Here is a 23,584-nt window from a genome sequence, read left to right as displayed (position 1 = left end):
GGTCCTTGCTGGTGCCGAGGCCGCGGAAGGGAGCGTTGCTGTTCTTGGGCCGGGGGACGGCGGGCCCGCCGTCGAGCGGGATCCCGGAGGGAGCCCTGGCACCGGTGATCCGGCTCAGCTCCGCCTCGCCCGAGCGCACCTTGGTGACGGTCGGCTCGATGCCGGCCCCGGCCATCATGCTGCTCGTCTCACGGCGCTGGCCCGCCAGCACGAGCGTGACCACGCTGCCGGACGCACCGGCGCGGGCGGTGCGGCCCGCCCGGTGCACATAGTCCTTGGCATCGGTGGGCGGGTCTACGTTGACCACGAGATCGAGGTCGTCGACGTGCAGACCACGGGCCGCGACATTGGTGGCCACCAGAACGGTGATCTGGCTGTTCTTGAACCGCGCCAGGGTCCGTGTGCGCTGTGGCTGGGACTTGCCGCTGTGCAGGGCCCCGGCGTGCACCCCGCTGGCCCGCAGATGCCGGGTGAGCTGGTCGACGGCGTGCTTGGTGTCGAGGAACAGCAGTACGCGGCCGTCACGGGCGGCGATCTCCGTCGTGACGGCGTAGCGGTCAGGGCCGTGCACGACCAGAACGTGGTGCTCCATCCTCGAGACCGTGCCCGCGGACGGGTCGACCGAGTGGACGACGGGGTCGTGGAGGTAGCGGCGGACCAGTTGATCGACGTCGCGATCCAGGGTGGCCGAGAAAAGCATCCGCTGACCGTCGGGGTTCATCTGGTCGAGCACGTCGGCAACCTGCGGCAGGAATCCCAGGTCGCACATCTGGTCGGCCTCGTCCAGCACGGTGATTCTCACCCGTCCCAGGCGGCAGGCGTTGCGCTCGATCAGGTCGTGCAGGCGTCCGGGGGTGGCGACGACCACCTCGGCTCCCTGGCGCAGCGCGGCGACCTGCCGGCCGATCGACATGCCGCCGACGACCGTGGCCATTCGCAGCCGCAGTGCCTCGGCGTACGGCGCCAGCGCCTGGGTGACCTGCTGGGCCAGTTCCCGTGTGGGCACAAGGATCAGAGCGAGGGGCTGCTTCGGTTCGGCGCGCCGCCCGGCCGTCCGTGCGAGCAGCGGCAGGCCGAAAGCGAGCGTCTTGCCTGATCCGGTGCGCCCGCGTCCCAGGATGTCGCGCCCCTCCAGGGCATCGGGCAGTGTGGCGGCCTGGATCGGAAAGGGTTCGCGCACCCCGAGTTCGCTCAGTGTCCGCAGCACCTCCACCGGCAGGCGCAGGCCGGCGAAGGAGACGCCCGGGGGTAGCGCCGGGGTCGCGGCCCCGGGCCGGGCTGAACCGCCGTGAGCGATGCCGCAGTCGTCGGGGTGCTTCATGAACAGCCTTCCGCAGGGGAACGTACCGAGGAAGGCCCGGCAGGATTGAACAGCCCGCGCACCAGCGGAACCAAGCAGGCAGAATCGCCCACCGCGACGACCACGCAAGCGCGTAACGCTAACACAAGGCACACCATCGCGCCCGTGATGCCAATCGCCCGGCCTGACAGCCCTTCCGGCATACCTGGTCCGGGCTCCCTGTACCACCAGCAGTGGCCCATCCATTCCGCCACGTCGGTGATCGGTATCCAGTTCCCGGGCGCTTTCGACGGAAGTAGTGCCGGAAGCTGTTGCCGCAAGCGTCCCCGAACCGAATCGTGTACGGGCTTTTCGCAGGTCAACGGCGTTCTTCCAGCGTGCAGTGGCTCGCTCCCCGGCTGACGCCCGCCAGTCATTGACGGATGGCTGCCCACAGTGCGATTTGCGTGCGAGAGCGCAGGCCCAGCTTGTCGCGGATCCTGTCCAGGTGCGTGGCGACCGTGTGGACCGAAAGGCCGAGCCTCTCCGCGATCTGCCGGTTGGTCAGGCCTTCGGCGACGAGTTCGGCCACCGTGGACTCCCTTACGGTGAGCCGGAGCCGCTCGTCGGTGGCGCGGACATCGCGCCTCGATCGGTCCTCGCCGCTCCCCGCGCCGAGCGCGTACGCGACCAGCCGCTCTCCGCGCAGCCCATGGGCACCGGCGACGGCAGCCTCCCGCGCCGCAGCCGACAGCCGTGTCCGGGCACGCGCCGCCGCCTGTTCCATCCTGTGCCGCCAGGGAGCCTCGGGCTCGGTGTCCAGGCGACGCCGCGCCTGCACGCTCGCCTCGTACAGCCTCAGCGAACGCTGCATGTCGCCGCTCTCCGCGGCCACGAGGGCCAGGCCCTCCACGGGGTACAGGGCATGGAAACTGGCCCCTGGAGCGATCCGCAGCACCTCGGCGAACAAGGTCTCCGCGCTGCGCAGACGCCCCAAGGCCAGCCGTACGGCTCCCGCGGTGTGCAGCGCGGCCGCGATCCGAGGCCACGGCGCTTGTTGCCTCAGCACGGGCAGACACCGTGTCATCAGTTCGTCGGCCTCCAGCTCGCCACCGGACTGAAGCAGCGCCCAGGCCAGGTGATGGGTGCACCAAGCAATGTCCTGCGGCCTGCCGGAGGAAGCGACGACCTCCAGGCACTCCCTCAGATCCGCGACGGCCTCGGCGAACTCACCGCGGCACAGGCGCGCCGCGGCCCGGGCATCCAGGGCGTTGGCCAGTCCGGCGGCGTCACCGCGCATCCGTTCGCTCTGCACCGCCTGCTCCCCCAGACACAGCGCCTCGTCCAGATCGGCCTGCTGGCAGGCCACGCGCGCGGCGAGCGCCGGCACCTGCCCACCCAGCGCCAGGTCGCCGGGTTCTCGCATCAGTCCGGTGAGCAGCGCACGGGCGGCCGACGGCTGCTCCTGCTGGTAGTGCACACGTGCCAGCTCCAGTGTCAGCCGCGCCAGTACGGCATCGCCGTGGCCGGCGCTGCAGGCCAGTACCGACACGAGATTGTCCCGTTCCGCCGCGAGCGGGCTGCCGGCCTGGTCGGCGAACACCTCCTCGCGCCCTCGCCCGGCCAGCTCGGTCAGCCACGCGAGCGCCCGGCGCAGGGTGGCGTAAAGCTCGCCGGATGCACGCAGACGGTCCAGGGCGCAGGCACGGATGGCACTCAACTGCCTGAAGCGTGTGGGCGCCGTCTCTCCCGGCAGACGTACGACGAGCGACTTCGCTTCCAGAGCGCACAGGATGCGGAATACCTGCCGCCGGCCTATGCCGTCACCGGCGCAGACCGATTGCGCAGCGGTCGCGTCGAACCCGCCGACCAGGACCGATAGGCGCCGGAAGACCGCCTGCTCGGCCGGATCCAGCAGCCGATGGCTCCAGTCGACAGCTGCGGCGAACCCGCTGTGGCGTGCGGGTCCGGTTCTGCTTCCCCCGATCAGAAGGTCCAACTGGCAGAACTGGTCGTCCAGCCCTGCCAGGATGTCGCTCAGCGCGAGCGCACCGACGTGGCGGGCCGCGAGTTCGACTGCGAGCGCCAGGCCGTCCAGGCGTCGGCAGATCTCGGCCACCAGATGGCCGTTGCCGCGATGGAGCGCGAACCCCGGGGAGCTGCCCGCGGCGCGGTCGACGAAGAGCCGTACGGCATCGGACTGCATGAGGGCCGTCACATCGTCTCCGGCGTCGGCCGGCGGCAGGGACAGCTCGCCGAGCCGGAACACGGTCTCTCCGGGCACCCTCAGGGTCTCCCGACTGGTGGCCAGGATCCGCAGACGTGGGCAGCGGCCCAGCAGGGTCTCCGCCAGCCGGGCGCACGGCTCGGCCAGATGCTCACAGTTGTCCAGAATCAGCACCCGGGAGGCGTCACCGATCGCCCGGACCAGCACGTCGACGCCGGTCCGGCCCGCTCGTTCGCCCACCCCCAGCGCGGCGGCCAGGGACTGCGTCACCAGCGCGCCGTCCTGGAGCGAGGCGAGTTCCACGAGGTCTACTCGTGTGAAGCGCCTCGGTAATTCCTTGGCGAACTCCAGCGCCAGCCGGGTCTTGCCCGCACCGCCCGCACCGGTCAGCGTGAGGAGGCGCGAGCTCCTCAGGAGGGTACGCAGGCCCGACAGCTCGCGCTGCCGGCCGACGAAGGAGTCGAGCGCCGACGGCAGGACGCTCCCACCGGCCGTCGAGACCGCAGGCGTGACACCCGAAGCCGCCCGTCGCCGCAGCGCCCGCTGCCGACAGGCGCTGGAGCAGTATCGAGCCGGCCGACCCCCGTGCGGCCTCGCGGTCAACGTCGCACCGCACACTTCACACGTTCGACTCCGGCTCATGCCCGACTCCTGGCCGCACCGCCCCGGAACCAAACCATCGCCTTCAGCCATGTGTCTGTACGACGTTGCGCCGGGCGGCTCCGGCAGGAGCAGTGCCGGCCGCAGCCGCGCATGCGATGGCCGACACCTGGCGGGGCCGGCCACTGCAAGCGTCCAGGTGCGTCAGGGGGTGGCGGCGGGGTCGATGCCGAGGACGACGGTTCCGGTCACTCCCTTGCCGAGGTCGCTGCCTGCCTGGGTGAGGGTCAGCAGGGTCGAGGACCCGCCGTTGCGGTAGATGCCGTCCCGCGCGTTGAGCGTGCGGGTGGCCGTGTTGCTCCGGTACGGGGACAGGGCAGCGATCCTGGTGTTGTACGCCTCCGGGAAGTAGAGCTGGCCGGTATGGGACACGTGGCCACCGTGGTACGTCCCGTTGGACACGGTGCCTCCCACATGCGTCTTGACGTGGATGTGGAGGGCCCGGCCGACGTACCAGCCGGGGTAGATGGTGGTGAACTCCGCGACACCGGCGGAGTCGGTCAGCTGCACGCCGCGCAGGAAGGTGGTGTCCGGGGTGGAACCGCCGGCGACATAACCGGAGTAGACCCCGAGGGCGTCGCAGTGCCAGATGTCGACCGCGGTCTGGGGCAGCGGGGCGCAGGTCGCTGCGTCGACCACCCTCACGCGGAGGGTCAGCGAAACACCCGCCTTCCCCTCTGTGATGTCCTTGCGGACCGTCTCCAGGTCCAGGTAGTACGGCCCCTCGGTCTGCTCGGGCGTGAGGACACAGGCCGCAGCCGGCCGGACCGCGGCCTGGTGCTCGGTGTCGGCGGTCGCCTGCGTGGCGGCGAGACCCACAGCGGCCACGCCGAGGGTGGCGCCGCCCAAGGCGGCTATGACGGACCTGCGGGTGGCACCTGCGGGAACGTCCGACTGCTGGAGGTCGCGCTGCGGTTCCACGGTGTTGTGGTGGGGGATGTCAGTCATGGCGTGAGCATGGCACCTGAGACGGCTCACGGGATCACACGGACGACCCACGAGGCGACCGCGTTACGAAACCCTCCACGGGTGCCGCGTGCGCGCCGTACACGGTCGCCGCGCCCATGACGATCCGGATCGGCAGGAGGAGGGCCTGACGTCGTGTGGGGCCATGCGCGGGCGGCGACACCGTGCCGACGCGGATGCGGCGCCGCTCGGACAGCGAGACCGCCCGGTTCAGGTTGTCGGCGTCGGCCTGGGCCATCCGCGCGGTGAGCACCGTTCCTCAGGGTTGGCATCACGTCATACGTCACGGGCCAAGGCACGTCGTGGTGCACGAAATGGGCTCGGTGCAGTCATCAGCCTCCGTGTCCCACCAGCAGAGGAAGAACCTCCTGGTGTCGTACTCGCCGAAGAAGCCGGGCTCCTTCGGCGCCGCGATCCGTCCCCGACTGCACGTGGGCGGCCAGAAAGTGGTCAGGCGCGCACTCGGCACGCCCTCGCGCGCATGGCCGCCGGCCATGCGCCCCGGGGATCGCGGCCCGTGCCGGTCGTCTTCACTCGCGGCGCAGGACCTTCGACCCGTGCCAGCGGCAGATCGTGAGAGCGAAGTGGAGGTCGAAGGCGTTGGCGTCGAGATCGAGGTGGTAGTGGTCAACGGCGCGCTGGACGCGGTAGTGGACGGTGTTGCGGTGCACCATCAGCTGGTCCGCGGTGGCGGCGTAGCTGCGGTTGGTGGCGAGGAACACGCGCAGCGTCTCGCGCAGGAGTTCGCGGCGTCGGTCGTCCACGGCGAGCTCGCCCAGTGTGTCGAAGACGAAGTCGGCCAGTTCGCGGGGTTCCTCGACCAGCAGAGCGACGGGGGCGACGCGGGTGAAGGCCACCACTTCGGGGGTGCCGGCCCCCGCGGAGAGGGCGAGGGCCTTGGCGCGGGCTGCCGCGCGGGTGCTGCGGCGGAAGCCGTCGAGGCCCGGGCGGACGATGCCGAGGGCGACCCGCACCGGTAGCGCGGCGTCGGCCAATTCGGTGGCGACGGTGTCGGGGTCCAACGGGCAGTCGGGCCTGACGGCCAGCCAGATGCGTGCGTCAGCCTCGTCGGTGTGGAACAGAAGGGGGCGGCCATGGGCACGCAGGACGGTGGACAGCAACGACGCCAGCCGGTCGAAGACGGCGGTGGGGTCGGTGGTCGCCGCGGGGTCGCGGAGCCAGCCCTCGACGGCCATATGGTTGCCGGACAACCGGTAGTCGAGGGCGGCCTCGGCCTGCCGTAGATCGACACGTGGGTTGTCGAGGAGCTGGCTGACCCAGTACTGGCGCAGCATGCCACGGGTACCCACCCAGCGTTCACGCTCCTCCTCGTAGACACGGCCGATCTGGTCGCAGACCCGGTCCACATAGGCGGAGCTGAGGCTGACCAGGGTGATCACGGTGCCGGCCGGGTCCGGCAACCCCAGGCGGACGGCCTCGCCGAAGACAAGGTCCAGGCTCTGCGCATGGCCGAGCCGGTAGGCGCGCAGCAGGGCGGAGAGCGGAACGTCGCGCTGGGCGAGCCTGCGGGCGTAGGAGACGGCCGAGGCCGGCGCGTCCACGGTCTGCGGATCGATGCGGTTGATGATGACGTGCAAGGCAGTGACGATGTTCTCGGTGATGCTGGCTTCCAGGAGCCTGTGCAGCGGTTCGTCGTGTTCCAGTTGGGCGATCTCCGCCTCGGTAGCGGCGACCAGCCTGGCGATCAGGTCGTCCCGGTTGGCCTGTATCACCTGGGCCACGAGAACGACCGGATCCGGTGCCCCCTCCGGCCGCTGCACGGGACCGCTCACCGGGCCAGGTACCGCAGTGCGGAGCGGGCGGCGTTCGCACCGCACATGCCGTGCACCCCCGCACCGGGTGGGGTGGCCGCCGAGCACAGGTACACGCCGGGGATGCCGGTGCTGTAGGGGTCGAGGGACAATCGGGGGCGCAGCGCGACCTGCCGTGCGGTGTTGGCACCGGCGACGATGTCGCCACCGACCAAGTTCGCGTTGTACCGGGCCAGTTCGGTGGCCGAGCGCGCCGAAAGTCCCACGATCCGCTCCCGGACCCCGGGCGCGAACCGCTCGATCTGGCGCAGCACCGCCTCCGTGGCGTCACCGGGGTGGCCGTGCGGAACGTGGGCGTACGCCCAGACAGGGTGGATGTCGCCGCGGGAGCGGCCGGGGTCGGCGAGGTACTGCTGGCCGACCAGGACGAACGGGCGCTCGGGCATCCGCCCGGCGGCGGTCTGCGCCTCCGTACGGACGACCTCCTCCAAGGTTCCGCCCAGGTGCACGGTGCCCGCGCGGCGGCATGCCTCATGGGTCCACGGGATGCCGTCCTGGACGGCGAGGTCGACCTTGAACGCCGCCGGGCCGTGCCGCCAGCCGCGATAGGCCCGGCGCACCCGGCCGGGCAGCCGGTCGCCGCAGATGCGTGCCGCGGCTTCGGGCGCGGTGTCGAGCATGACGATCCGGGCGGGGGCCAGTTCGGCCAGCGAGTCCACCCGCACCCCTGTCTCGACGGTTCCGCCGAGCCGGCCGAGCAGTGAGGCCAGCGCATCGGTGATGGTCTTGGAGCCGCCGCGGGCGACCGGCCAGCCGAAGCGGTGGGCGGCCCCGACGAGCATCAGCCCGACCGCGGAACCGGCCGGCCCGGTCAGCGAGTACATCAGATGTGCCGCCGCCCCCGCGAACAGCGCCCTGGCTTCCTCGGTGCGCCAGCGCCGGGCCACCGCTGTGGCGGGCTGGAGTGCCCTGAGCCCGAACCTGGCCAGCGCCACCGGGTGGGCGGGCAGATGCGGCGCCGGGCGCAGCACGTCCTCGGTGAGCGCATCGAAGTCGTCGGCCAGGGGGGCGAACAGCCGCTGCCAGGCGGGCCCGTCCACGCCGAGCCCGCGCACGGTCCGCTCCATGGAGCGGAGCAGCACCCCGGCCCGCCCGCCGTCCAGCGGGTGGGCCAGATCGACCTCGGGCCACGCCCAGTCGACACCGTATTGCTCCAGGCCGAGGGTGCGCAGGAACGGCGAGCCGACGCCCAGCGGGTGGACCGCGGAGCAGTGGTCGTGCAGGAGTCCGGGGAGGATCAGTTCGCTGCTGCGGGTGCCGCCGCCGATCTCGTCGGCGGCCTCCAGGACGGTCACCTTCAGCCCCCGCTGGGCCAGGGCCACGGCGGCGGCCAGCCCGTTCGGGCCGGCCCCCACCACGATCGCGTCACTCATGTGCGGCCGCCGCCTCGGTCGCCGGTCGCGGGCACGCGACGGGCTCGACGGGAATCGCAGGCGTTTCGTCGTCGAGCCAGGGCTGCCGGGTCACCATCTCCCCTACGTTCACGTGTCCCTCCTCGACCAGGCCGCTCGCCGCGTCCACGATGCGGTAGTGCTGGCGCTGCCGGTGGGTCGGCTGGGACTCCAGCACGACGACGCGCAGGTCGCCCGGCGCGAAACCGCACCGCTGCTGTACGGCGGCCACCAGCTGCTCGTTGTGCAGATGGCCGTCGCCGAAGTTCCAGCCGAGGACCGCTCCCGCCACGGTCTCGCCGTCCCGCACATCGTAGGACTCCACGTCGTCCACGGCCCGCGGCAGCAGGCCGGCCAGCGCGCGGCCGTGGCTGTGCATCGCCCGCCAGGCCAGCCCCTGGGTGAGCACCAGCTCGGCGGCGTCGGCTCCGTACAGGCAGGTGAGCTGGTCCACGGGCAGACCGGACGCCTTCACGACGTGCTCGCCCAGCCGGTGCTCGGTGCCCTTGCGGAAGCACCACAGGCTGGTGGCCCAGTTGCCGGCGTAGTAGCGCATCGAGGGGAGGAAGGACACCAGGTCGGGGCGGAGGTGCCCGAGCAGAGGGACCACGGCCAGGCTCAAGACCAGCAACGCGGCCAGCAGCGGGGAGTGCAGGGCGAAGGCGCCGACCGCCGCGTCGTGGCCGAAGAGAACGAGCGCCGAGTAGACGAAGAAGACGTTCCACTCCAGCGGTACGCCCATCGGGAAGGTCGACATGATGTGCAGATGGAAGACGACCATCACGGCCAGCGCGACCGTGGTGACGGTCCCGCCGTGCGAGAGCACCAGGACCAGCGGCACCACGTACTCGACGGCCGTGCCGCCGTGCGCGGCCGCGGCGGCGAGAGCGGACGGCCTGAGATCGTCGGGGTAACGGCGGTACAGCCGGCGTTTGAACCAGGCCGGGCGCAGCGGGCTGTTGCTGATCATCACCGCCACCACGAACGGGAAGTGGCGGTTGAGCTTGGAGGAGGCGGCGCCCCACCACAGGGCGAGCATGACGAGTTTCAGCGCGGCGGTCATGTCGCTCACCGGGAAGAGGAAGACCACGAGTGTCAGACCGTAGTGCTCCGCGCGGGCGGCCAGGAAGACGGTCTTGTCGCGCAGCCCGAGCAGCGCGAGCAGCGCGGCGACGACGGCGACGCGCCACGGAGCCAGCACGCCGGACGAGCCCGGGTCGCCTGACTCGCCCGGTGAGCACAGCAGCCAGACCGCCGTGCCCAGCAGCGCCGCGTACAGGGCCACATCGGCCACCGTGCGCCGGTCTCCCGCGGTGAGCGGAATCCGGCCGGGCCAGGGTGGCAGCCGTATGGTGCCGGGGCGCAGCCAGTGCAGAAAGGCGCCCACCGGCGGCAGGAAGTGCGAGCTGAGCGGGCCTGAGCCGCAGCCGAGGCCCAGCACCTCCCACAGCAGTGTCCAGACGACGAGTTTCTGATAGACGATCGGCTGCGCCCACCAGGAACCGAAGTGCGCGATGTCGCCGACGCCGGGGGTCGCGGAGGCGACCGCGATTCCGCCGAGCGCGTACGCGGTGATCTTCACCAGGTACAGCAGGTGCACGATGCCGGGGGTGCCGAAGCCGTGCAGGGTCCAGTGCTCTGCCAGCGGCCTGATGCGTTGCTGGTAGGGGCGGCTGCGCCACTGCTGCAGGTCGACGTCCGCCGTGTTCGGTGCGAGAAATCCCATGCCTGTCCTCCCGCTCCCTGTTCAGCCGGCCACGGTGACGGCTTTGGTCCTGGCCCGCAGCGCGGGTTTGTCCGTCTTGCCGACGGGATTCCTGGGCAGCCGGTCGACGAAGGTGATCTCGGTGGGCACCTTGAACCTGGCCAGCCGGGCCCGGCAGTGGTCGAGCAGTTCGCCCGCGTCGGTTGCCGCGCCCGGGCGCAGCGCCACGAACGCCACCGGTACTTCGCCGAGCCGCGGGTCGGCGGCACCCACCACGGCGGCTTCTAGCACATCGGGGTGGTCGCCGAGTACGGTTTCGATCTCCTTGGGGTAGATGTTCTCGCCCCCTCGGATGATCATGTCCTTGATGCGGTCGACCAGCACCAGATAGCCGTCCTCGTCGAAGCGGCCGACATCGCCCGTGTGCAGCCAGCCGTCGACCACGGCGCGGGCGGTCTCCTCGGGGCGGCCCAGGTAGCCGCGCATCACGTTCGGTCCGCGGACGACCACTTCACCGGTCTCCCCCGCGGGGAGGATCCGGCCCTGCGGGTCCATCACGGCGACCTGCTGGCCGGGCAGCGGCCGTCCGACCGTACCGGGCTTGCGCGGGCCGTCCAGCGGGTTGGTGGTGGAGGCGCAGGTGCCCTCGGAGAGGCCGTAGCCCTCCAGGATCGGGATGCCGTAGCGGTGCTCGAACCGCTCGATGAGTGCGGGCGGCATCGGGGCCGCCCCGCAGGCGGCGAACCGCACCGACGAGGTGTCCGGCCGTACGTGGTCCGGCAGTTCGGTGAGCATCGAGTAGATCGCCGGTACCGCGGAGAAGCAGGTGGCGCGCGCGGCGGCGACCAGGTCGAAGAAGGTCTCGGCGCGGAACCGCCCGGCCACCGTGACCCGTCCGCCGGCCAGCAGCGGGGACAGTACGCCGACCACGATCCCGTTGACGTGGAAGAGCGGCAGGATCAGCAGGCTGTGGTCGGCCTCGGAGAGCCGGGCGGCCTCGATCATCATGCTCGTCATCGCGGCGAGGTTGGCGTGGTCGAGCATGACACCCTTGGGGCGCCCGGTGCTGCCGCTGGTGTAGATCAGCAGGGCGAGCGTGTCCGCGTCCGTCTGCGGTGCGGCCGTGTCCTCGGTCGCGGCGCCCAGTTCGGCCACCGTGAGCGTCCCGGCGAGTGGCGAGGGCTCCGCGGTGACGACCACCGCGGCACTCGCGTCGCCGAGCTGGTACCGCACCTCGTGCTCGGTGAGCGCCGGGTTGACCGGGGTCACCGCCGCGCCGAGTCGCCAGGCGGCGAAGAGCGCGACGACGAAGTCCACCGTGTTGGGCAGCAGCAGTGCCACCACGTCCCCCCGCCCGATCCCCCGCGCCCGCAGGGCCGCCGCGGCTCGGCGGACGCGGCAGGCGAACGCCGCATTGTCCAGGACCGACGTTTCGTCGGCTGTGCAGGGACCGTCCGCGTCCCGTCGGGCCCGCAGGTCTGGCAGTTCCGCGATGTGCATGTCGGCTCCTCGTGGTACGTCGACGGACGTCGGGCGGACGGGGTGTCCGTCCCGACGCGGGACGGATGTCCGGTACATGAGGAGAGACGGTACGAATCGGCGGGGCTCGCAGCCCATGGGCGCGGACGACGACGCTCGCGGCCGGACTTGTGCGCGGCGCACGAAGCCGGTGCGACACGCCGGCACTGGTCCGCGCCGGCCCCGAGGCACGCTTCACTCGGGGCCGGCGCGGGGTCGTGGGGAGCCGGGGTCAGACGAAGGCGCTCTCACCGGTGATCGCCTTGCCGACGATCAGGGTGTTCATCTCGCGGGTGCCTTCGAACGAGTAGATCGCCTCGGCGTCGGCGAAGAACCGGGCGATGTCGTAGTCGAGCACGATGCCGTTGCCGCCGAAGATCTCCCGGCACCACGCGACCACCTCGCGCATCCGCGAGGTGACGTACGCCTTCGCCAGCGAGGAGTGTTCGTCGCGGAAGACGCCGGCGTCCTGCAGCTGCGCGAGCCGGACCAGCATGCCCCAGCAGGCGGTGATGTTGCCGAGGCTCTTGACCAGCAGGTCCTGCACCATCTGGAACCGTGCGATCGGGCGGCCGAACTGCCTGCGTTCCTTGGCGTAGTGGAGCGCCAGCTCGTGGGCGCCGATCATCACGCCGAGGGCCTGCCAGGCGACCCCGCTGCGGGTGGCGCGGAGGATCTCCGCCACGTCACGGAAGGAGTTGATTCGCTGCAGCCGGTTGGCCTCGGGCACTTTGACGTCGGTCAGGGTGATCTCGGCGTTCTCCACGATCCTGAACGCGATCTTGTTCTCGATCTTCACCGGGGAGAAGCCCGGGGTGCCCTTCTCCACCACGAAGCCCTTGACCTTGTCGTCCGCCTCGTCGCGGGCCCAGACCACCACCAGGTCGGCGAAGGTGGCGTTGCCGATCCACCGCTTGGCGCCGTTGAGCACCCAGTTCTCGCCGTCCCAGCGGGCCGTGGTGCGCATGCCCCCGGCCACGTCGGAGCCGCCGAGCGGCTCGGTCATCGCGAAGGCGCCGATGGTGTCCAGCGCGGCCATCGAGGGCAGCCACCGGTCCCGCTGTTCCTGGTCGCCACCGCGGTAGATGCTGTACATCGCCAGGCCGCTGTGCACGCCGAAGAAGGTGGCGCTGGAGGCGTCGGTGCGGGTGTACTCCATCGACAGCATGCCGACCAGCAGGTTGCTCCCGGCGGGCAGGGGATCGCCGTACCCCTCGTAGGGCACGCCGGCGAGACCCAGCTCGCGGAACCTGCCGATGAGCTCGCGGGGGAACTCCCCCTTGGCCCAGTACTCGTTGACCAGCGGCTTGACCTCGGTGCGCATGAAGGAGCGGGCTCGCAGCAGCAGTTCGCGCTCGTGCGGCGGCAGCAGCGACTCGAAGTCGTAGAAGTCCGCGGCCAGCCGCGCGTCGACGGATGCCTTCTCGGATTCCCTCTCGGGCAGCAGTGCGGTCATGACCGGGTCTCCTTCTCCACGCTGGTGGCGCTGTCACGGGCGGACAGCACGGCGATCTGCTTGGTGTCGCGTTCCCGGCTGAGGTCGGCGTAGGAACGGGAGCCGTAGGCGTCCTCGACGGCCGCGACGAGCCGTTCGGTCTGTTCGGGGCTCTGCTCTGGGCGGCCGAGGGAGTCCCACATCTTCCGCATCGACACGCCGATGTGCTCCGCCATGTGCCGGTAGCCGCCGGGGCCGCCGCCGAGGTGCGCGGCGAGGAACGGTCCGACCGTCGCCCAGCGCGGGCCGAGCGAGTTCACCATCACGGTGTCCAGCTCTGCCGGGCTGACGACGCCCTGCTCGACCAGGTAGATCGCCTCCCGGCTGAGGGCGTTCTGCAGGCGGTTGCCGACGAAGCCGGGGATCTCCTTGCGTTCCACGACCGGGACCCGGCCGACGAAGCGGTAGAAGTCCACGGCCCGCGCCGCGCTCTCCTGCGAGGTGCGCTCCCCCGGCACCACCTCCACCAGCGGCACCAGGTGCGGCGGGTTGAAGGGGTGACCGATCAGGATCCGGTCGGCCTCCTCGATGGTGTCGGTGAACGCCGTGGCCGGGATCGCCGAGGAGGAGCTGAGCAGCAACGCGTGTGCGGGGGCCGCGCCGACCAGGGTGGTGAACAGCTCCCGCTTGAAGTCGGCGTTCTCCGGCCCGTTCTCCTGGACGATGTCGGCGTCGCGCACCGCGTCGGCGAGATCGTCAGCGATAAGTACCCGCTCGGCGAGGCCGTGCGTGTCCAGGCCCTGCGCGGCCAGCTGCCCGGCCGCCCGGTCGAGCGCCTCGGCGACCGCGTCGGCCAGGTCCGGCCGCGGGTCGGTGACGTGAACCCGCATGCCGTGGCCGGCGAAGAGCGCGGCCCAGGACAGGCCGATCGTCCCGGCGCCGACCACCGCGGCGGTGGTGAATGGCTCGGTCATCACATGTCTTCCTTCTGCGTGCGTGGCCGTGTTCACCGCACGGGGCGGGCGGGGTGGGCCAGGTAGTCGTGGACGGGCTTGACCGGCGCCAGGGTCAGGTCGGTCAGGATGTGGCTGGCGGAGACGATCTCGCGCACCGGCAGATCGGCCAGCGGGGCCAGCACGTGCTCGAAGAGCTGCAGCCGCGCGGGGCCGGTCCAGGCGCCCTTGACCGTGATGTCGGTGATCTCGGTGCGCACCAACTGCGCCACCTGCGGCGCCCCGTCGAACCCGGGGACCAGCTTCAGCATGTAGGTCGGCACCCCGATCTGGGCCACGGCCTCCTCGACCGACAGCTGGTAGTGCTTGTAGCCCATCGTGGCGGTCGCCACGCGCAGCGTGCCCACGTCGAGGACACCGACCAGCGCTCCGTGGTCGACGTAGAGGGCGGGCGACCCGGCGGTCTTGGGGTAGGCACTGGCCTCGCGGCCGGACGTGATGGCCGGAAGGTTGTCCAGGTACATCGCGTGCAGGTACTCGCCCCGCTCGCCTTCGTGGCGGACCGGGATCGCCTGGCCGGACTCGGTGTACGGTCCGTATCCGCTGACGTCGCCCATGCGCATGACCTCGAAGCGCACCAGCGGTTCGTCGATCTCCAGCGGTTCGGGCACGACGGCGCGCAGTGCCTCGTGGTCGGTGCGGTAGACGATGTTGAGGTACTCGCGGTTGGTGAAGCGCGGCACGACCGGCGGATAGGCCGGGTTGGTGAGCGGCGTCGCGATGTGCCGGGGTATGTCGTACTGATGCATCGTGTGTTCTCCCTCGTGGCCTACCGGCCCTGCCAGACCGGGGAGCGGCGCTCGGTGAAGGCGGTCATGCCCTCGCGTACGTCGGCGGAGGCGGCGAGCCGGGCCATCTGCTCCGCCTGCACGGCGAACGCCTCCTCCTCGGGCGCGCCGTCGGCCGCGCGGACGAGTTCCTTGACGGCGGCCAGTGCCAGCGGGGCGTTATGAGCCATCCGCTCGGCCAACTGCAGGGCGACCGCGACGGTTTCCCCGGCCGGCACGACACGATTGGCGATGCCCAGCCGGCCGACCCGTTCGCCGGTGACCGGTTCGCCGGTCAGCAGCAGTTCCATGGCCAGGTGGTAGGGGATGCGCTTGGGCAGCCGGATCACTCCGCCGCCCGCCGCGATCAGCCCGCGCCTGACCTCGGGGAGGCCGAACCGGGCATCGCCCGCGGCGACGATCAGATCGCAGGCCAAGGCGAGTTCGAAACCGCCGCCCATGGCCCAACCCTCGACTGCGGCGATCAGCGGCTTGGTCGTGCGGGCCTGGGTCAGGCCGCCGAAGCCGCGCCCCGGGATCTCGGGCGATTCACCGGCCAGCGCGGCCTTGAGGTCCATCCCGGCGCTGAACGTGCCGCCGGCGCCGGTGAGCACGCCGGCCCGCAGGCCGGGGTCCGCCTCCAACTGGTCGACGGCCGCGGACAGTCCGGCGGCGACGGCCGCGTTGACGGCGTTGCGCGCCTGGGTCCGGTCGATGGTGATGAGCAGTGCGGAGCCGATGGTCTCGGTCCGCACCTCGGTGGTGCTGTGCATGGTGTGCGTCCTTGCTTGACGGCCGGTCAGCGGCCGGCTTCGAGTTCCTTGAAGACCTCTTCGGTGTGCTGGCCGGGCAGCGGGGCGAGCCGGCGGACCGAACCCGGAGTGGCGGAGAACCGCACCGGGATGCCGACGGAGCGGATCGCGCCCTCGCTGGGGTGCTCCACCACGTCGAGCAGCCCGCCGCCGCGCACGTACGGGTTCTCGGCGGCCCGGTCGAGTTCGAGCACGGGCGCCATCGGGATGCTGTGCTTGGCGCAGACCCGCTCCCACTCCTCGGTGGTCAGGCTCGGCGAGCACTCCCCCACCAACTCCATCAGGGCATCAACGTCGTCATCGGCGATGGACTCGCCGTTGACCCGCGGGTCCGCGGCGAGATCGGCACGGTCGGCGGCCAGGAAGAAGTCCCGGAAGTTCTGCGGGTTGTACGGCATGACGCAGGCGAGGCCGTCCTTGGTGGGCACCGCGCGGTGCCCCCTCTTCATCGACAGCGGGAACCCGGTGGGGCCCTCGGGCGGCTCGAAAACATGCCCCGCCAGATGCTCGACGAGGTTGAACGCGATGAGCGTGTCGGTCATCGGGATCTCGACGTACTGGCCGGCGCCGGTGCGGTCGCGGTGGACCAGCGCGGCGAGCACCGAGTAGGCGATGGTCAGCGCGCAGACCTTGTCGCCGATGATCGTCGGCAGGTACGCCGGGGTGCCCAGCGCCCGGTTGGTCACGTCCACCAGACCGGAGGCGGCCTGCACGGTCTCGTCGTAGGCCGCGTTGCCGGCCCGGTCGGAGTCGCTGCGGAATCCCTGGGCGTGGGCGTAGACCAGACCGGGGTTGCGGGCGGCGATGTCGGCGTGGCCGAGGCCGAGGCGGGCGAGCGCGCCCGGGCGCATGTTGGTGATCAGCGCGTCGGCGGTGTCGATGAGTTCGAGGGCCCGTGCGCGGTCGGCGTCGTCCTTGAGGTTCAGCGTCACGCTGCGCTTGTTGCGGTTGACGTTGAGGTTGAGCGGAGTCATGCCGGGCGTGGTGCGGTACGGACCCACCCGAACCGTGTCGGACGGGGACTCGATCTTGATGACGTCGGCACCGAGGTCGCCGAGGATCTGCGCCGCGTAGGGCCCCATCACCACCGTTGACAGATCGATGACCCGCACGCCGTTCAGCGGACCTGCGGTGCCGGCGGCCGTGATGTCCATCATCACTCCTGTTCACGCATTAATTTCATGGCGAATGTTTTCCACCGACGACGTTATGCGTGAACAGACCGGAAGGGAATGATCAACTGGCGAACAAGGGTATGACCACAGCGGTCACACCGAGGCTGGAATTCTACGGAAAAGACGTGCGGAAAGCAGTCAGACGTGGATGACCTCGTTGAAGATCCGTCGGGCCCGGACAGCGACCTCACTCAGGTCCCCGCCGCCGTTCGCCCTGTCGGCGCGGAACAACAGGCCGGTTGACAGGGTGGGCTGGAAGTCCTCGACGGGCAGTACGGCCACGTTCTCCAAGCGGTACAGATGCATGGGGCTCTCCGGCGAGAGCATGGTCATCGAGAAAGCGATACCGGAGGAGATCAGTTCCGAGCTTCCGGAATAGTCCGCCATTTTTATGCGGATCCTCTTCTTCACGCCGACCGAATTGAGATGGGCATCGATTTCCTCGAAATAGGCCGGAGTGGCGTCGTTCGGCGTGGCCACGTACGACAGGTCGGCCAGCTCCTCCAGGGTGACGGACGCCCGTCCCGCGAACCGGTCGGCCGGCACCGCGGCACCGAGCACCTCGCGCATCACCTCGATGATCTCCAACGCCGGGTCGGAGACCGGCAGCCGGGCCAGCGCCATGGCCAGCCTGCCGTCGCGCACCGCGTCCGCCAGGTCCGCCGACGTGCCCGGCCAGCGCTTCAGTTCGCACACCTCCCGGCAGGCATCCTCCAATAGCCCGACCCGCTCGCGCAGCAGCGGATGCACTCCGGCGGGCATCCCTATGAACAGCCGGTCCAGCCGTGGGCGCACCGCCTCGCTCAGCCTCCACGGGATCGAGTTGACCCGTTCCAGGATGTCGCGCGCCATCGGCAGCAGCGCGGCGCCCGCCGGGGTCAGATCGACGCGGTGGGTGGTTCGCTCGAAGAGCTCGTGACCGAGTTCGCGTTCGAGGTCCTTGATCCGCTGGCTGAGCGGAGAAGCCGCCATGTGCAGTCTGCGCGCCGCCTGCGAGAAGTTGAGTTCCTCGGCCACGGCGACGAAGTAGCGCAGGTGCAGCATGTCCACGCAGGTCACCCTACCCACGGCAGGACTCCGTGGCCGCAGGAGCACCGATCGCGGCGGGCGCTGCCGCTCAGGTGCCGACGGCCGAGATCCGGGCCATCCGGGCCATCCGGGCATCCGGGCATCCGGGCATCCGGGCATCCGGGCTGCAACGCCGTCGGCTGCTTCCGCCGCCTCATCCGTGCGGCTCACATGCCGTGGCCCGCGGGTACCGCCCGCAGACGGAGAACCTGCTGTCCGCCGAGGCCGGATCAAGCAGCTTGCCACGGACCGGAGTCGAGAATGCGCGTTGGGCGGCGTGCCATCGGTTCCGTGTGGTTGCCGCTCGGACAAGCGTCGGAGACAGTCCTCGCGTGCGGTGCGCTTCTCCGCGTGGCGCTCCGTCGCTTCCCGCGCCGAGCGGGACAGAGGTACCTCTCGGAACTCCCCTGCCCCGCGGGGCATTTGCTGACCCGGAGACGGCGATCAGAGCTCTGACCTGCACAAACACCCAAACGCTAGATCTTGGACTTGAACATCATGCGCAGCATCGAGGCACTTCTGAATCTAGGCTCCCTGCCTGCGTTTTTGCAGGTCAAGGGCGGTTTCCTTACCCTGCAACGAGTCGCGTGTCCGGGCGGCACCCCCCAAGCGCCAACGGCCGAGACCAGGGTACGCAAGAGCCCTCGAAGGCCCCCGTGACGATCGCCACAGCGCCGCTCCGCCACCCGCCCATCACGCGATCAACGGTGACGGGCCGGGCCGGTCGTCGGCGGGCAGCCAGCGTCGGCGGCTGCCGTCGGTGCGCAGCAGGGAGCCGATGCGGACGGTCTCCCGGATGACGTCGGGCCACGGGCTGGTGTCGGCGAGGGCCAGCAGGTGGGCGGCCGGGTCGTCGGTGCGTTTGCGGATGCCGGCGCGGATCAGGACGCGCAGCACCTCCAGGGGGCCCTCCCAGCAGGCCGCGATGAGCTTCTGCCACTGCTCGGACGTGGCCCGTTCGACCAGACGGGACAGGGGGCGGTACCAGCGCTGCGCCAGGGACATGCCCTTGCCCGTGGGCAGGACGAGCAGGGTCGCGGCGGCCGCGTCGACGATCTCGACGGCGTGCCGGGGCGAGGTCTCGGCGAGGCGCTCGATGAACCGGCCGAGGACCGTCACGTCGTCCACCTGTGCGGCCCGCGTCAGATGGTCGTGGGCGCGCGCGCAGGCCTGGGCGATGCGCTGCGGTGTGTTCAGGGGGTGATGGCGGCACACCAGGCCGGTCAGGCAGCGCCGGGCGACCGCCTGGACGTCCTCGTACCAGCCCTTGCCCGGGCCGGTGCGCTGCTGGGTGTACTCGGGACGCAGGTAGCCGTGCAGGAGTTCCTCGAGCCGTTGCCACTCCTGGGTGGCGAGCGAGCCGTTCGGGCTGTGGTCGATGACGGTCTCGACCAGCAGGAGCGCGCTTCTGATGTGATGCGGGTGGCCGCCCTTGGTCAGGATGGCGCCGAGCCGGGTCGCGGTCGGAGCGCCGAGGACGCCTCGGGCGACGAGTTTGCCGCGCAGGTGGAACGACTTCTTGGCGACCTGTGAACCGTGGTCACCGGTCCAGGTGACATCGCACAGCCGCTCCAGGGTGCGGGCGTGGCGGCGCAGCGCGGCGGTGAGCCGGGGGTCGGCGTACGCTCCGGGCTTGCCGAGCGCTTCGTGCAGCCATCCGGGGTCCAGCCAGGGGTCGATGGTGCCCTCGGTGAGCAGCTCGTCCAGCAGCTCGGGGTGTTCGGGGACCAGTCGTTGCAGGTCGTGCGCGATCTTCTGGTCCGCCTGGGACACGACCTGTTTGCGGGACGCCCCCCTGGCTCCGGTCGTCCGGGCCCGGTCCGCTCGCCACAGGCGCAGGGCCTGGCGTGCCTGGGGGTGTCCGGCCGCCACGGCGGCCACCAGCAGGGTGACGGCGCTCTGGTCGGCGAGCCAGATCCGCCGCAGCCGGTCCTCGGTCTCGGTGGGGTCGCCGCTCGCTCGTGGCCACGCGGCGGCGACCAGCCGGGCCGTGGTGGGCACGTCCAGCCGACGGCTCCAGGTGTGCTCCGCCAGTCTGTGGCCGAAGTCGGCGGGGGCGCCCTGGTCGAGGGCCCGCAGTTTGCCGGCCAGCCAGTCGCGGACGGTGGCCGTGGCTGCGGGTTCCGCTCCCGCGACCCGGCTGGACGGCGTGTCGCCGCCGATCGTGTCGTCGGGGCCGTCCGCGGCGGTGAGCAGGGGCAGCAGGAGGTGGTCGGTGAGCAGCGGCATGGCTCCCGGGCCGCCGACGGTCTCGACGACGTGGAGCAGGCGGCGGACCTCGTCGGGCGAGGCGTGGACCGCCAGTTCGCCCACGGCGCGCACCTGCGGATACGACATCGACTCCTCGGGGCGCCGGCAGGCGGCGGCCAGCACGGCTTCGGGGGACGGCGGCCGGCCGCTGGTCAGCCAGGTGCTCGCGATCAGCCTGCCCAGGGCCGCCTGCAGTTCGAACCCGTCCTTGTTCCGCGGGCGTTCCCTGCCCCAGCGATGGCGGACGACGGGGCGGATCACGGCGTAGGGCCGCTCGGGCCAGTCCTGGCGCCGCGCCGCGAGCCGCAGACAGCGGGCGAGAGGCAGGAGGTCGCGCCGGGGATCCGTCATGAGGGTGCGCAGCCGGGGCCAGACCCAGTCGGGTCGCTTGGGCGCGAGTGCCTCCAGAACGGCCAGGAACTTGAAGATCTCCGACTTGTGCCGGGTCAGCAGCCAGGCCCACAGGCAGCCCTCGGGGGGACAGTCGCGTCCGCCGCAGGGGTTGTCGCCCCGCTCCGCGGCGGAGCAGGCCCGGTCGATGACCGAGATGACGCTCTCGGGCATGCTCTCCGCGAGCCAGCCCAGCGCGCCGATCAGGGGCTGCCGCAGTTCCTCGTGGCCGGCCCGCCAGATGCCGAGCAGTTCCTCGACGATGCGCTCGCGGTCCTGGTGGCAGGTGGTGGGCAGGGCTTCCAGATAGATCCGGCCGAGGACCGGGGGCAGATCGGCGACGGCGGGACCGAAGTGCTGCCGCAGTTCGGCGTCCGGGGCCGGCAGCCTGGCGTAGACCCGCATCAGCACAGCCCGCAGGCCGTGCAGGTCGGGGGCGCCGTCCCGGGTCTCGGCGAGCAGCCCGGTGAGCAGGTCCGTGCCCGCCGCCGCGGTCCGGCCGCCCGCCCGCCCGGCCTGGACGAGTGCCTGCTCGGCAACGGCCAGCCGGAACTGGTCGTCGGGGTGTTCCTCGAGCCAGTGGAGCAGCTGAGCGAGGTGCGAGGGCTCCGCGGCGGTGGCCGTCCGGGCGAGCCGGCGGCCGGCGGCGTACTCGAACAGGGTCTGGTGGAAGTACGAGTACCGGCGCGCGACACCCTCGCCATGGCACTCGATCACCCCGCGCCTGACGAGTCCGTGCAGGTCGTCCGTGGCCCCGGCGCCGAGCGGGAGCGGGCCCAGCTCCGCGGCCGACAGGTCCAGCCGGCCCTCCTCCAGCATCAGCCGGGCCACGTTCTCGCCGGTCTCCGACAGGTCGGGCGGCGGCGCCGTCCCGGGTCCGGGGGTGTCGCCCGCCCGCTGGTCCCGGCCCACACGGTGCTCCCAGTACAGGTCGTACAGGGTGGTGGCGTCGATCTCCTCCACCAGGGGCGGCTTCGGCGCGAAGGTCTCGAAGAGCATGCGCAGGGTGAGCGGGGCCCGGCACACCTCACGCATGGGCAGGCCGCGTACGGCCGCGTTCGCGACGGTGCGGCACACCTCGTCCACGGAGACCTCGGGCTGGCCCTCGTAGAAGTACCGGGCGTGGGAGCGGATCGCCGCCTGCTGCTCGGCCGGGCTGTACGGGCCGAGCTTCCTCCACTGCAGGGCGAAGTCGTCGACGTACGGCTTGAGGTGGTCCGCCACGTTTTCCCGGCATGTCATCAGGACGGGGACGGAGAACTCGGCGGCCGCGGTGAGCAGTTCCCGCACCAGGACGAGTCCGGAGGTGTCGGAGACGAGCAGGTCGGCGGTGTCGAGCAGGAACACCGCGGGGCCGGGCAGGGAACGGCAGGCGGCGCGCACGGTCTCCAGGGGCATCCCCGCCGCATGGTCGGTGTGCCAGAGGTCGCCGGCCCGCAGGAAGTAGGGGCGGGGGCCGCCGGGCCGCCCGGCCAGCTCACGGTGCAGTCGCCACAGCAGCGTGGTCTTGCCCGTGCCCGCTGGGCCGGTGACACAGGCCGAGCGGCCCTCGTGCAGCAGGCTCAGCAGTGACCACTCCAGGTCCCGGGGTACGGCGAGCGCGGTCAGGTCCAGGGGCTGGGCGCCGGCGCCGGAGGCGCCCTGGTGCCCGGCGGCCACCACCGCGGTACGGCTGTACGCCTCCAGTCGGCGGAGTTCCTCGGGCGGGTCCGTGCCGGGCCGTCCCGGGGTGCCGTCGCCGGCTGCCGGCCGGCTCGGCCCGGGCCGCTCGTGCCGTGGCTCGGTGGCGGGCGGTGCCGGGGCGGTGACCGGCCGCCCGGTGGGCCACGGTTCGTCCAGGTAGGGCCGCAGCAGCTCGCCGGCCGCGTGCGCCGCCAGCCGGAAGTACCACCAGCGGCCGGCCTCGCCCAGGTTCTCGTGGGTGCTGAACCGCAGGCCGGTGGCCAGCAGGGAGAGCAGGACATGGTCGGTCCACACGTCGTACCAGCTGCCGGCGGCCGTGTCGGCCGCGTCCCGCACGGCGTCCACCAGGCGGACCGTGGCCGGCACGATCCGGTCCCGCAGCTCCGCCTGCGGGCACACCAGATAGCGCAGCAGGGCGTCGCCGTCGGCGGCCGCCCGTTCCCTCACCTCGGGGATCAGGGCCGACAGGAGCAGGGTGACGACGTCCCGGGACAGCAGGGCGTCCTCGGTGAACGTCGCGGGATCGATGAGCCGGAAGTCCTCGTACCGGGCCTGGCCGAGGCGGTGCGGCACCATGATGTTGTGCAGGTGAAGGTCGCCGTGGGCGCGTCCCCGCAGGACGTGGAGGGACGGGTCGGGCAGTTCGGCCCGTCCGGCGGCCAGTGCCAGAGGGTTCGGCAGGTCCCGGTCGTCGATGTGGATCCAGGGGGTGTCCGGGTCCAGGCCGTCGATCCGGGCGCCGTAGGCGAGCGCCGAGCCGCCCGCGTCGATCAGCGCGCCGAGTTCGTGGCGGAGCAGGTCCGTGACGGTCCGCGTGCCGGCCGCCATGTCGTCCGGGCCGGCGTTCCACTCGGTCAGCAGCCAGCGCGTCACATAGGCGCAGGCGTCCGGGAGTTCGTGCGTCAGGCCCGCCATGGTGTGCACGGTGCGCAGGCTCTGGCCCGCCGGTGACTGGAAGGTCAGGGTCCGTCCGTCCCCCACCTGCCAGGTCCACAGGAGCCGGGCCACCCGGTCGGGCGCCGTCCGGTAGGCCCGGGCGTGGTGGTGTCCCTCGTTCCCCTGCCCGGCGGCCGACACCTTGACCACCACGGGTCCAGGTCCGGGCGTCACCAGTACGGCGGTCAGCAGGGCACCGCTGGCGCTCGCCCCGGAGGGTCTCCACGGGGGCAGGACCGGCCGCACGACACCGCCGTGACCACCGTCGCGGGCCCACGCCACCAGCGCGTCGGACGCCGGCTCGTCGTCGAACAACGCCCTGAGGCCGTCCTCGTTCTCCACCGTGCCTTCCACCTTGTCCGGACCGTCCGCACCCGGGGGTCGCGCAGGCGCCGCGGACTGCGCGGGTGCTGACGGTACATCAGTCCGCCGGGCGGCGTCGTCGGAAGCGGGGTGACCGCTACCCGCTCGAGTCAC

The 23,584-nt window shown here is 71.6% G+C and carries 15 protein-coding genes; all 15 read right to left on the bottom strand.

The features are described from left to right. Nucleotides 1–1,321: DEAD/DEAH box helicase (locus AB0950_RS09075; RefSeq protein WP_366778169.1), on the bottom strand; the 1,321-nt coding region annotated here is incomplete at its 3' end. A gap of 391 nt (nucleotides 1,322–1,712) precedes the next feature. Then, a complete protein-coding gene (locus tag AB0950_RS09070; RefSeq protein WP_366778168.1) occupies nucleotides 1,713–4,148 on the bottom strand; it encodes a LuxR C-terminal-related transcriptional regulator in 2,436 nt (811 codons plus the stop codon). Between the two features lie 162 nt (nucleotides 4,149–4,310). Beyond that, nucleotides 4,311–5,114: an intradiol ring-cleavage dioxygenase gene (locus AB0950_RS09065; RefSeq protein WP_360160524.1), complete on the bottom strand. Its 804-nt coding sequence runs from the start codon at nucleotides 5,112–5,114 to the stop codon at nucleotides 4,311–4,313. A gap of 34 nt (nucleotides 5,115–5,148) precedes the next feature. After that, nucleotides 5,149–5,385: a hypothetical protein gene (locus tag AB0950_RS09060; RefSeq protein WP_366778167.1), complete on the bottom strand. Its 237-nt coding sequence runs from the start codon at nucleotides 5,383–5,385 to the stop codon at nucleotides 5,149–5,151. A 277-nt stretch (nucleotides 5,386–5,662) separates the two neighbouring features. Further along, nucleotides 5,663–6,874, bottom strand: coding sequence for a helix-turn-helix domain-containing protein (locus tag AB0950_RS09055; protein ID WP_366778166.1), 1,212 nt, complete (start codon nucleotides 6,872–6,874; stop codon nucleotides 5,663–5,665). Between the two features lie 47 nt (nucleotides 6,875–6,921). Then, a complete protein-coding gene (locus tag AB0950_RS09050) occupies nucleotides 6,922–8,337 on the bottom strand; it encodes an NAD(P)/FAD-dependent oxidoreductase (protein ID WP_366778165.1) in 1,416 nt (471 codons plus the stop codon). Beyond that, a complete protein-coding gene (locus tag AB0950_RS09045) occupies nucleotides 8,330–10,081 on the bottom strand; it encodes a DUF3556 domain-containing protein (protein WP_366778164.1) in 1,752 nt (583 codons plus the stop codon). The genes AB0950_RS09050 and AB0950_RS09045 overlap by 8 nt, the downstream gene beginning before the upstream one ends. Before the next feature lie 21 nt (nucleotides 10,082–10,102). Then, a complete protein-coding gene (locus tag AB0950_RS09040) occupies nucleotides 10,103–11,560 on the bottom strand; it encodes an AMP-binding protein (RefSeq protein WP_360574047.1) in 1,458 nt (485 codons plus the stop codon). Between the two features lie 250 nt (nucleotides 11,561–11,810). Then, the gene (locus AB0950_RS09035) at nucleotides 11,811–13,034 is read right to left on the bottom strand and encodes an acyl-CoA dehydrogenase family protein (RefSeq protein ID WP_360574049.1); all 1,224 of its coding nucleotides are present in this window, start codon (nucleotides 13,032–13,034) and stop codon (nucleotides 11,811–11,813) included. Then, on the bottom strand, nucleotides 13,031–14,023 hold the full coding sequence (locus AB0950_RS09030) for a 3-hydroxyacyl-CoA dehydrogenase NAD-binding domain-containing protein (RefSeq protein ID WP_366778163.1): 993 nt from the start codon (nucleotides 14,021–14,023) through the stop codon (nucleotides 13,031–13,033). The genes AB0950_RS09035 and AB0950_RS09030 overlap by 4 nt, the downstream gene beginning before the upstream one ends. Beyond that, nucleotides 14,020–14,775: an acetoacetate decarboxylase gene (locus AB0950_RS09025; protein WP_360160532.1), complete on the bottom strand. Its 756-nt coding sequence runs from the start codon at nucleotides 14,773–14,775 to the stop codon at nucleotides 14,020–14,022. Before AB0950_RS09025 ends, AB0950_RS09030 begins: the two co-directional genes overlap by 4 nt. 20 nt (nucleotides 14,776–14,795) lie before the next feature. Continuing rightward, on the bottom strand, nucleotides 14,796–15,566 hold the full coding sequence (locus AB0950_RS09020) for a crotonase/enoyl-CoA hydratase family protein (RefSeq protein ID WP_366778162.1): 771 nt from the start codon (nucleotides 15,564–15,566) through the stop codon (nucleotides 14,796–14,798). A 26-nt stretch (nucleotides 15,567–15,592) separates the two neighbouring features. Next, nucleotides 15,593–16,762 (bottom strand): CoA transferase, encoded by a 1,170-nt coding sequence (locus tag AB0950_RS09015; RefSeq protein ID WP_360160534.1) that lies wholly within the window; start codon nucleotides 16,760–16,762, stop codon nucleotides 15,593–15,595. Between the two features lie 156 nt (nucleotides 16,763–16,918). Then, entirely contained in the window at nucleotides 16,919–17,824 is a 906-nt protein-coding gene (locus AB0950_RS09010; RefSeq protein ID WP_360160605.1) for a LysR family transcriptional regulator, read from the bottom strand. A 717-nt stretch (nucleotides 17,825–18,541) separates the two neighbouring features. Continuing rightward, nucleotides 18,542–23,449, bottom strand: a complete 4,908-nt coding sequence (locus AB0950_RS09005; protein ID WP_366778161.1) for a hypothetical protein — start codon at nucleotides 23,447–23,449, stop codon at nucleotides 18,542–18,544. Nucleotides 23,450–23,584: the final 135 nt, after the last annotated feature.

This window comes from Streptomyces sp. NPDC007189 (genome assembly GCF_040703635.1).
GTDB lineage: Bacteria > Actinomycetota > Actinomycetes > Streptomycetales > Streptomycetaceae > Streptomyces.
Note: the sequence above shows the minus strand (reverse complement) of the source record. Positions and strands in the feature narration are given on the sequence as shown.

What these genes read in the sequence shown, in the direction of transcription:
- AB0950_RS09070 (WP_366778168.1), bottom strand. Translation starts at nt 4,148, where the DNA reads ATGAGCCGGAGTCGAACGTGTGAAGTGTGCGGTGCGACGTTGACCGCG.
- AB0950_RS09065 (WP_360160524.1), bottom strand. Translation starts at nt 5,114, where the DNA reads ATGACTGACATCCCCCACCACAACACCGTGGAACCGCAGCGCGACCTC.
- AB0950_RS09050 (WP_366778165.1), bottom strand. Translation starts at nt 8,337, where the DNA reads ATGAGTGACGCGATCGTGGTGGGGGCCGGCCCGAACGGGCTGGCCGCC.
- AB0950_RS09045 (WP_366778164.1), bottom strand. Translation starts at nt 10,081, where the DNA reads ATGGGATTTCTCGCACCGAACACGGCGGACGTCGACCTGCAGCAGTGG.
- AB0950_RS09040 (WP_360574047.1), bottom strand. Translation starts at nt 11,560, where the DNA reads ATGCACATCGCGGAACTGCCAGACCTGCGGGCCCGACGGGACGCGGAC.
- AB0950_RS09035 (WP_360574049.1), bottom strand. Translation starts at nt 13,034, where the DNA reads ATGACCGCACTGCTGCCCGAGAGGGAATCCGAGAAGGCATCCGTCGAC.
- AB0950_RS09025 (WP_360160532.1), bottom strand. Translation starts at nt 14,775, where the DNA reads ATGCATCAGTACGACATACCCCGGCACATCGCGACGCCGCTCACCAAC.
- AB0950_RS09020 (WP_366778162.1), bottom strand. Translation starts at nt 15,566, where the DNA reads ATGCACAGCACCACCGAGGTGCGGACCGAGACCATCGGCTCCGCACTG.
- AB0950_RS09015 (WP_360160534.1), bottom strand. Translation starts at nt 16,762, where the DNA reads ATGATGGACATCACGGCCGCCGGCACCGCAGGTCCGCTGAACGGCGTG.
- AB0950_RS09010 (WP_360160605.1), bottom strand. Translation starts at nt 17,824, where the DNA reads ATGCTGCACCTGCGCTACTTCGTCGCCGTGGCCGAGGAACTCAACTTC.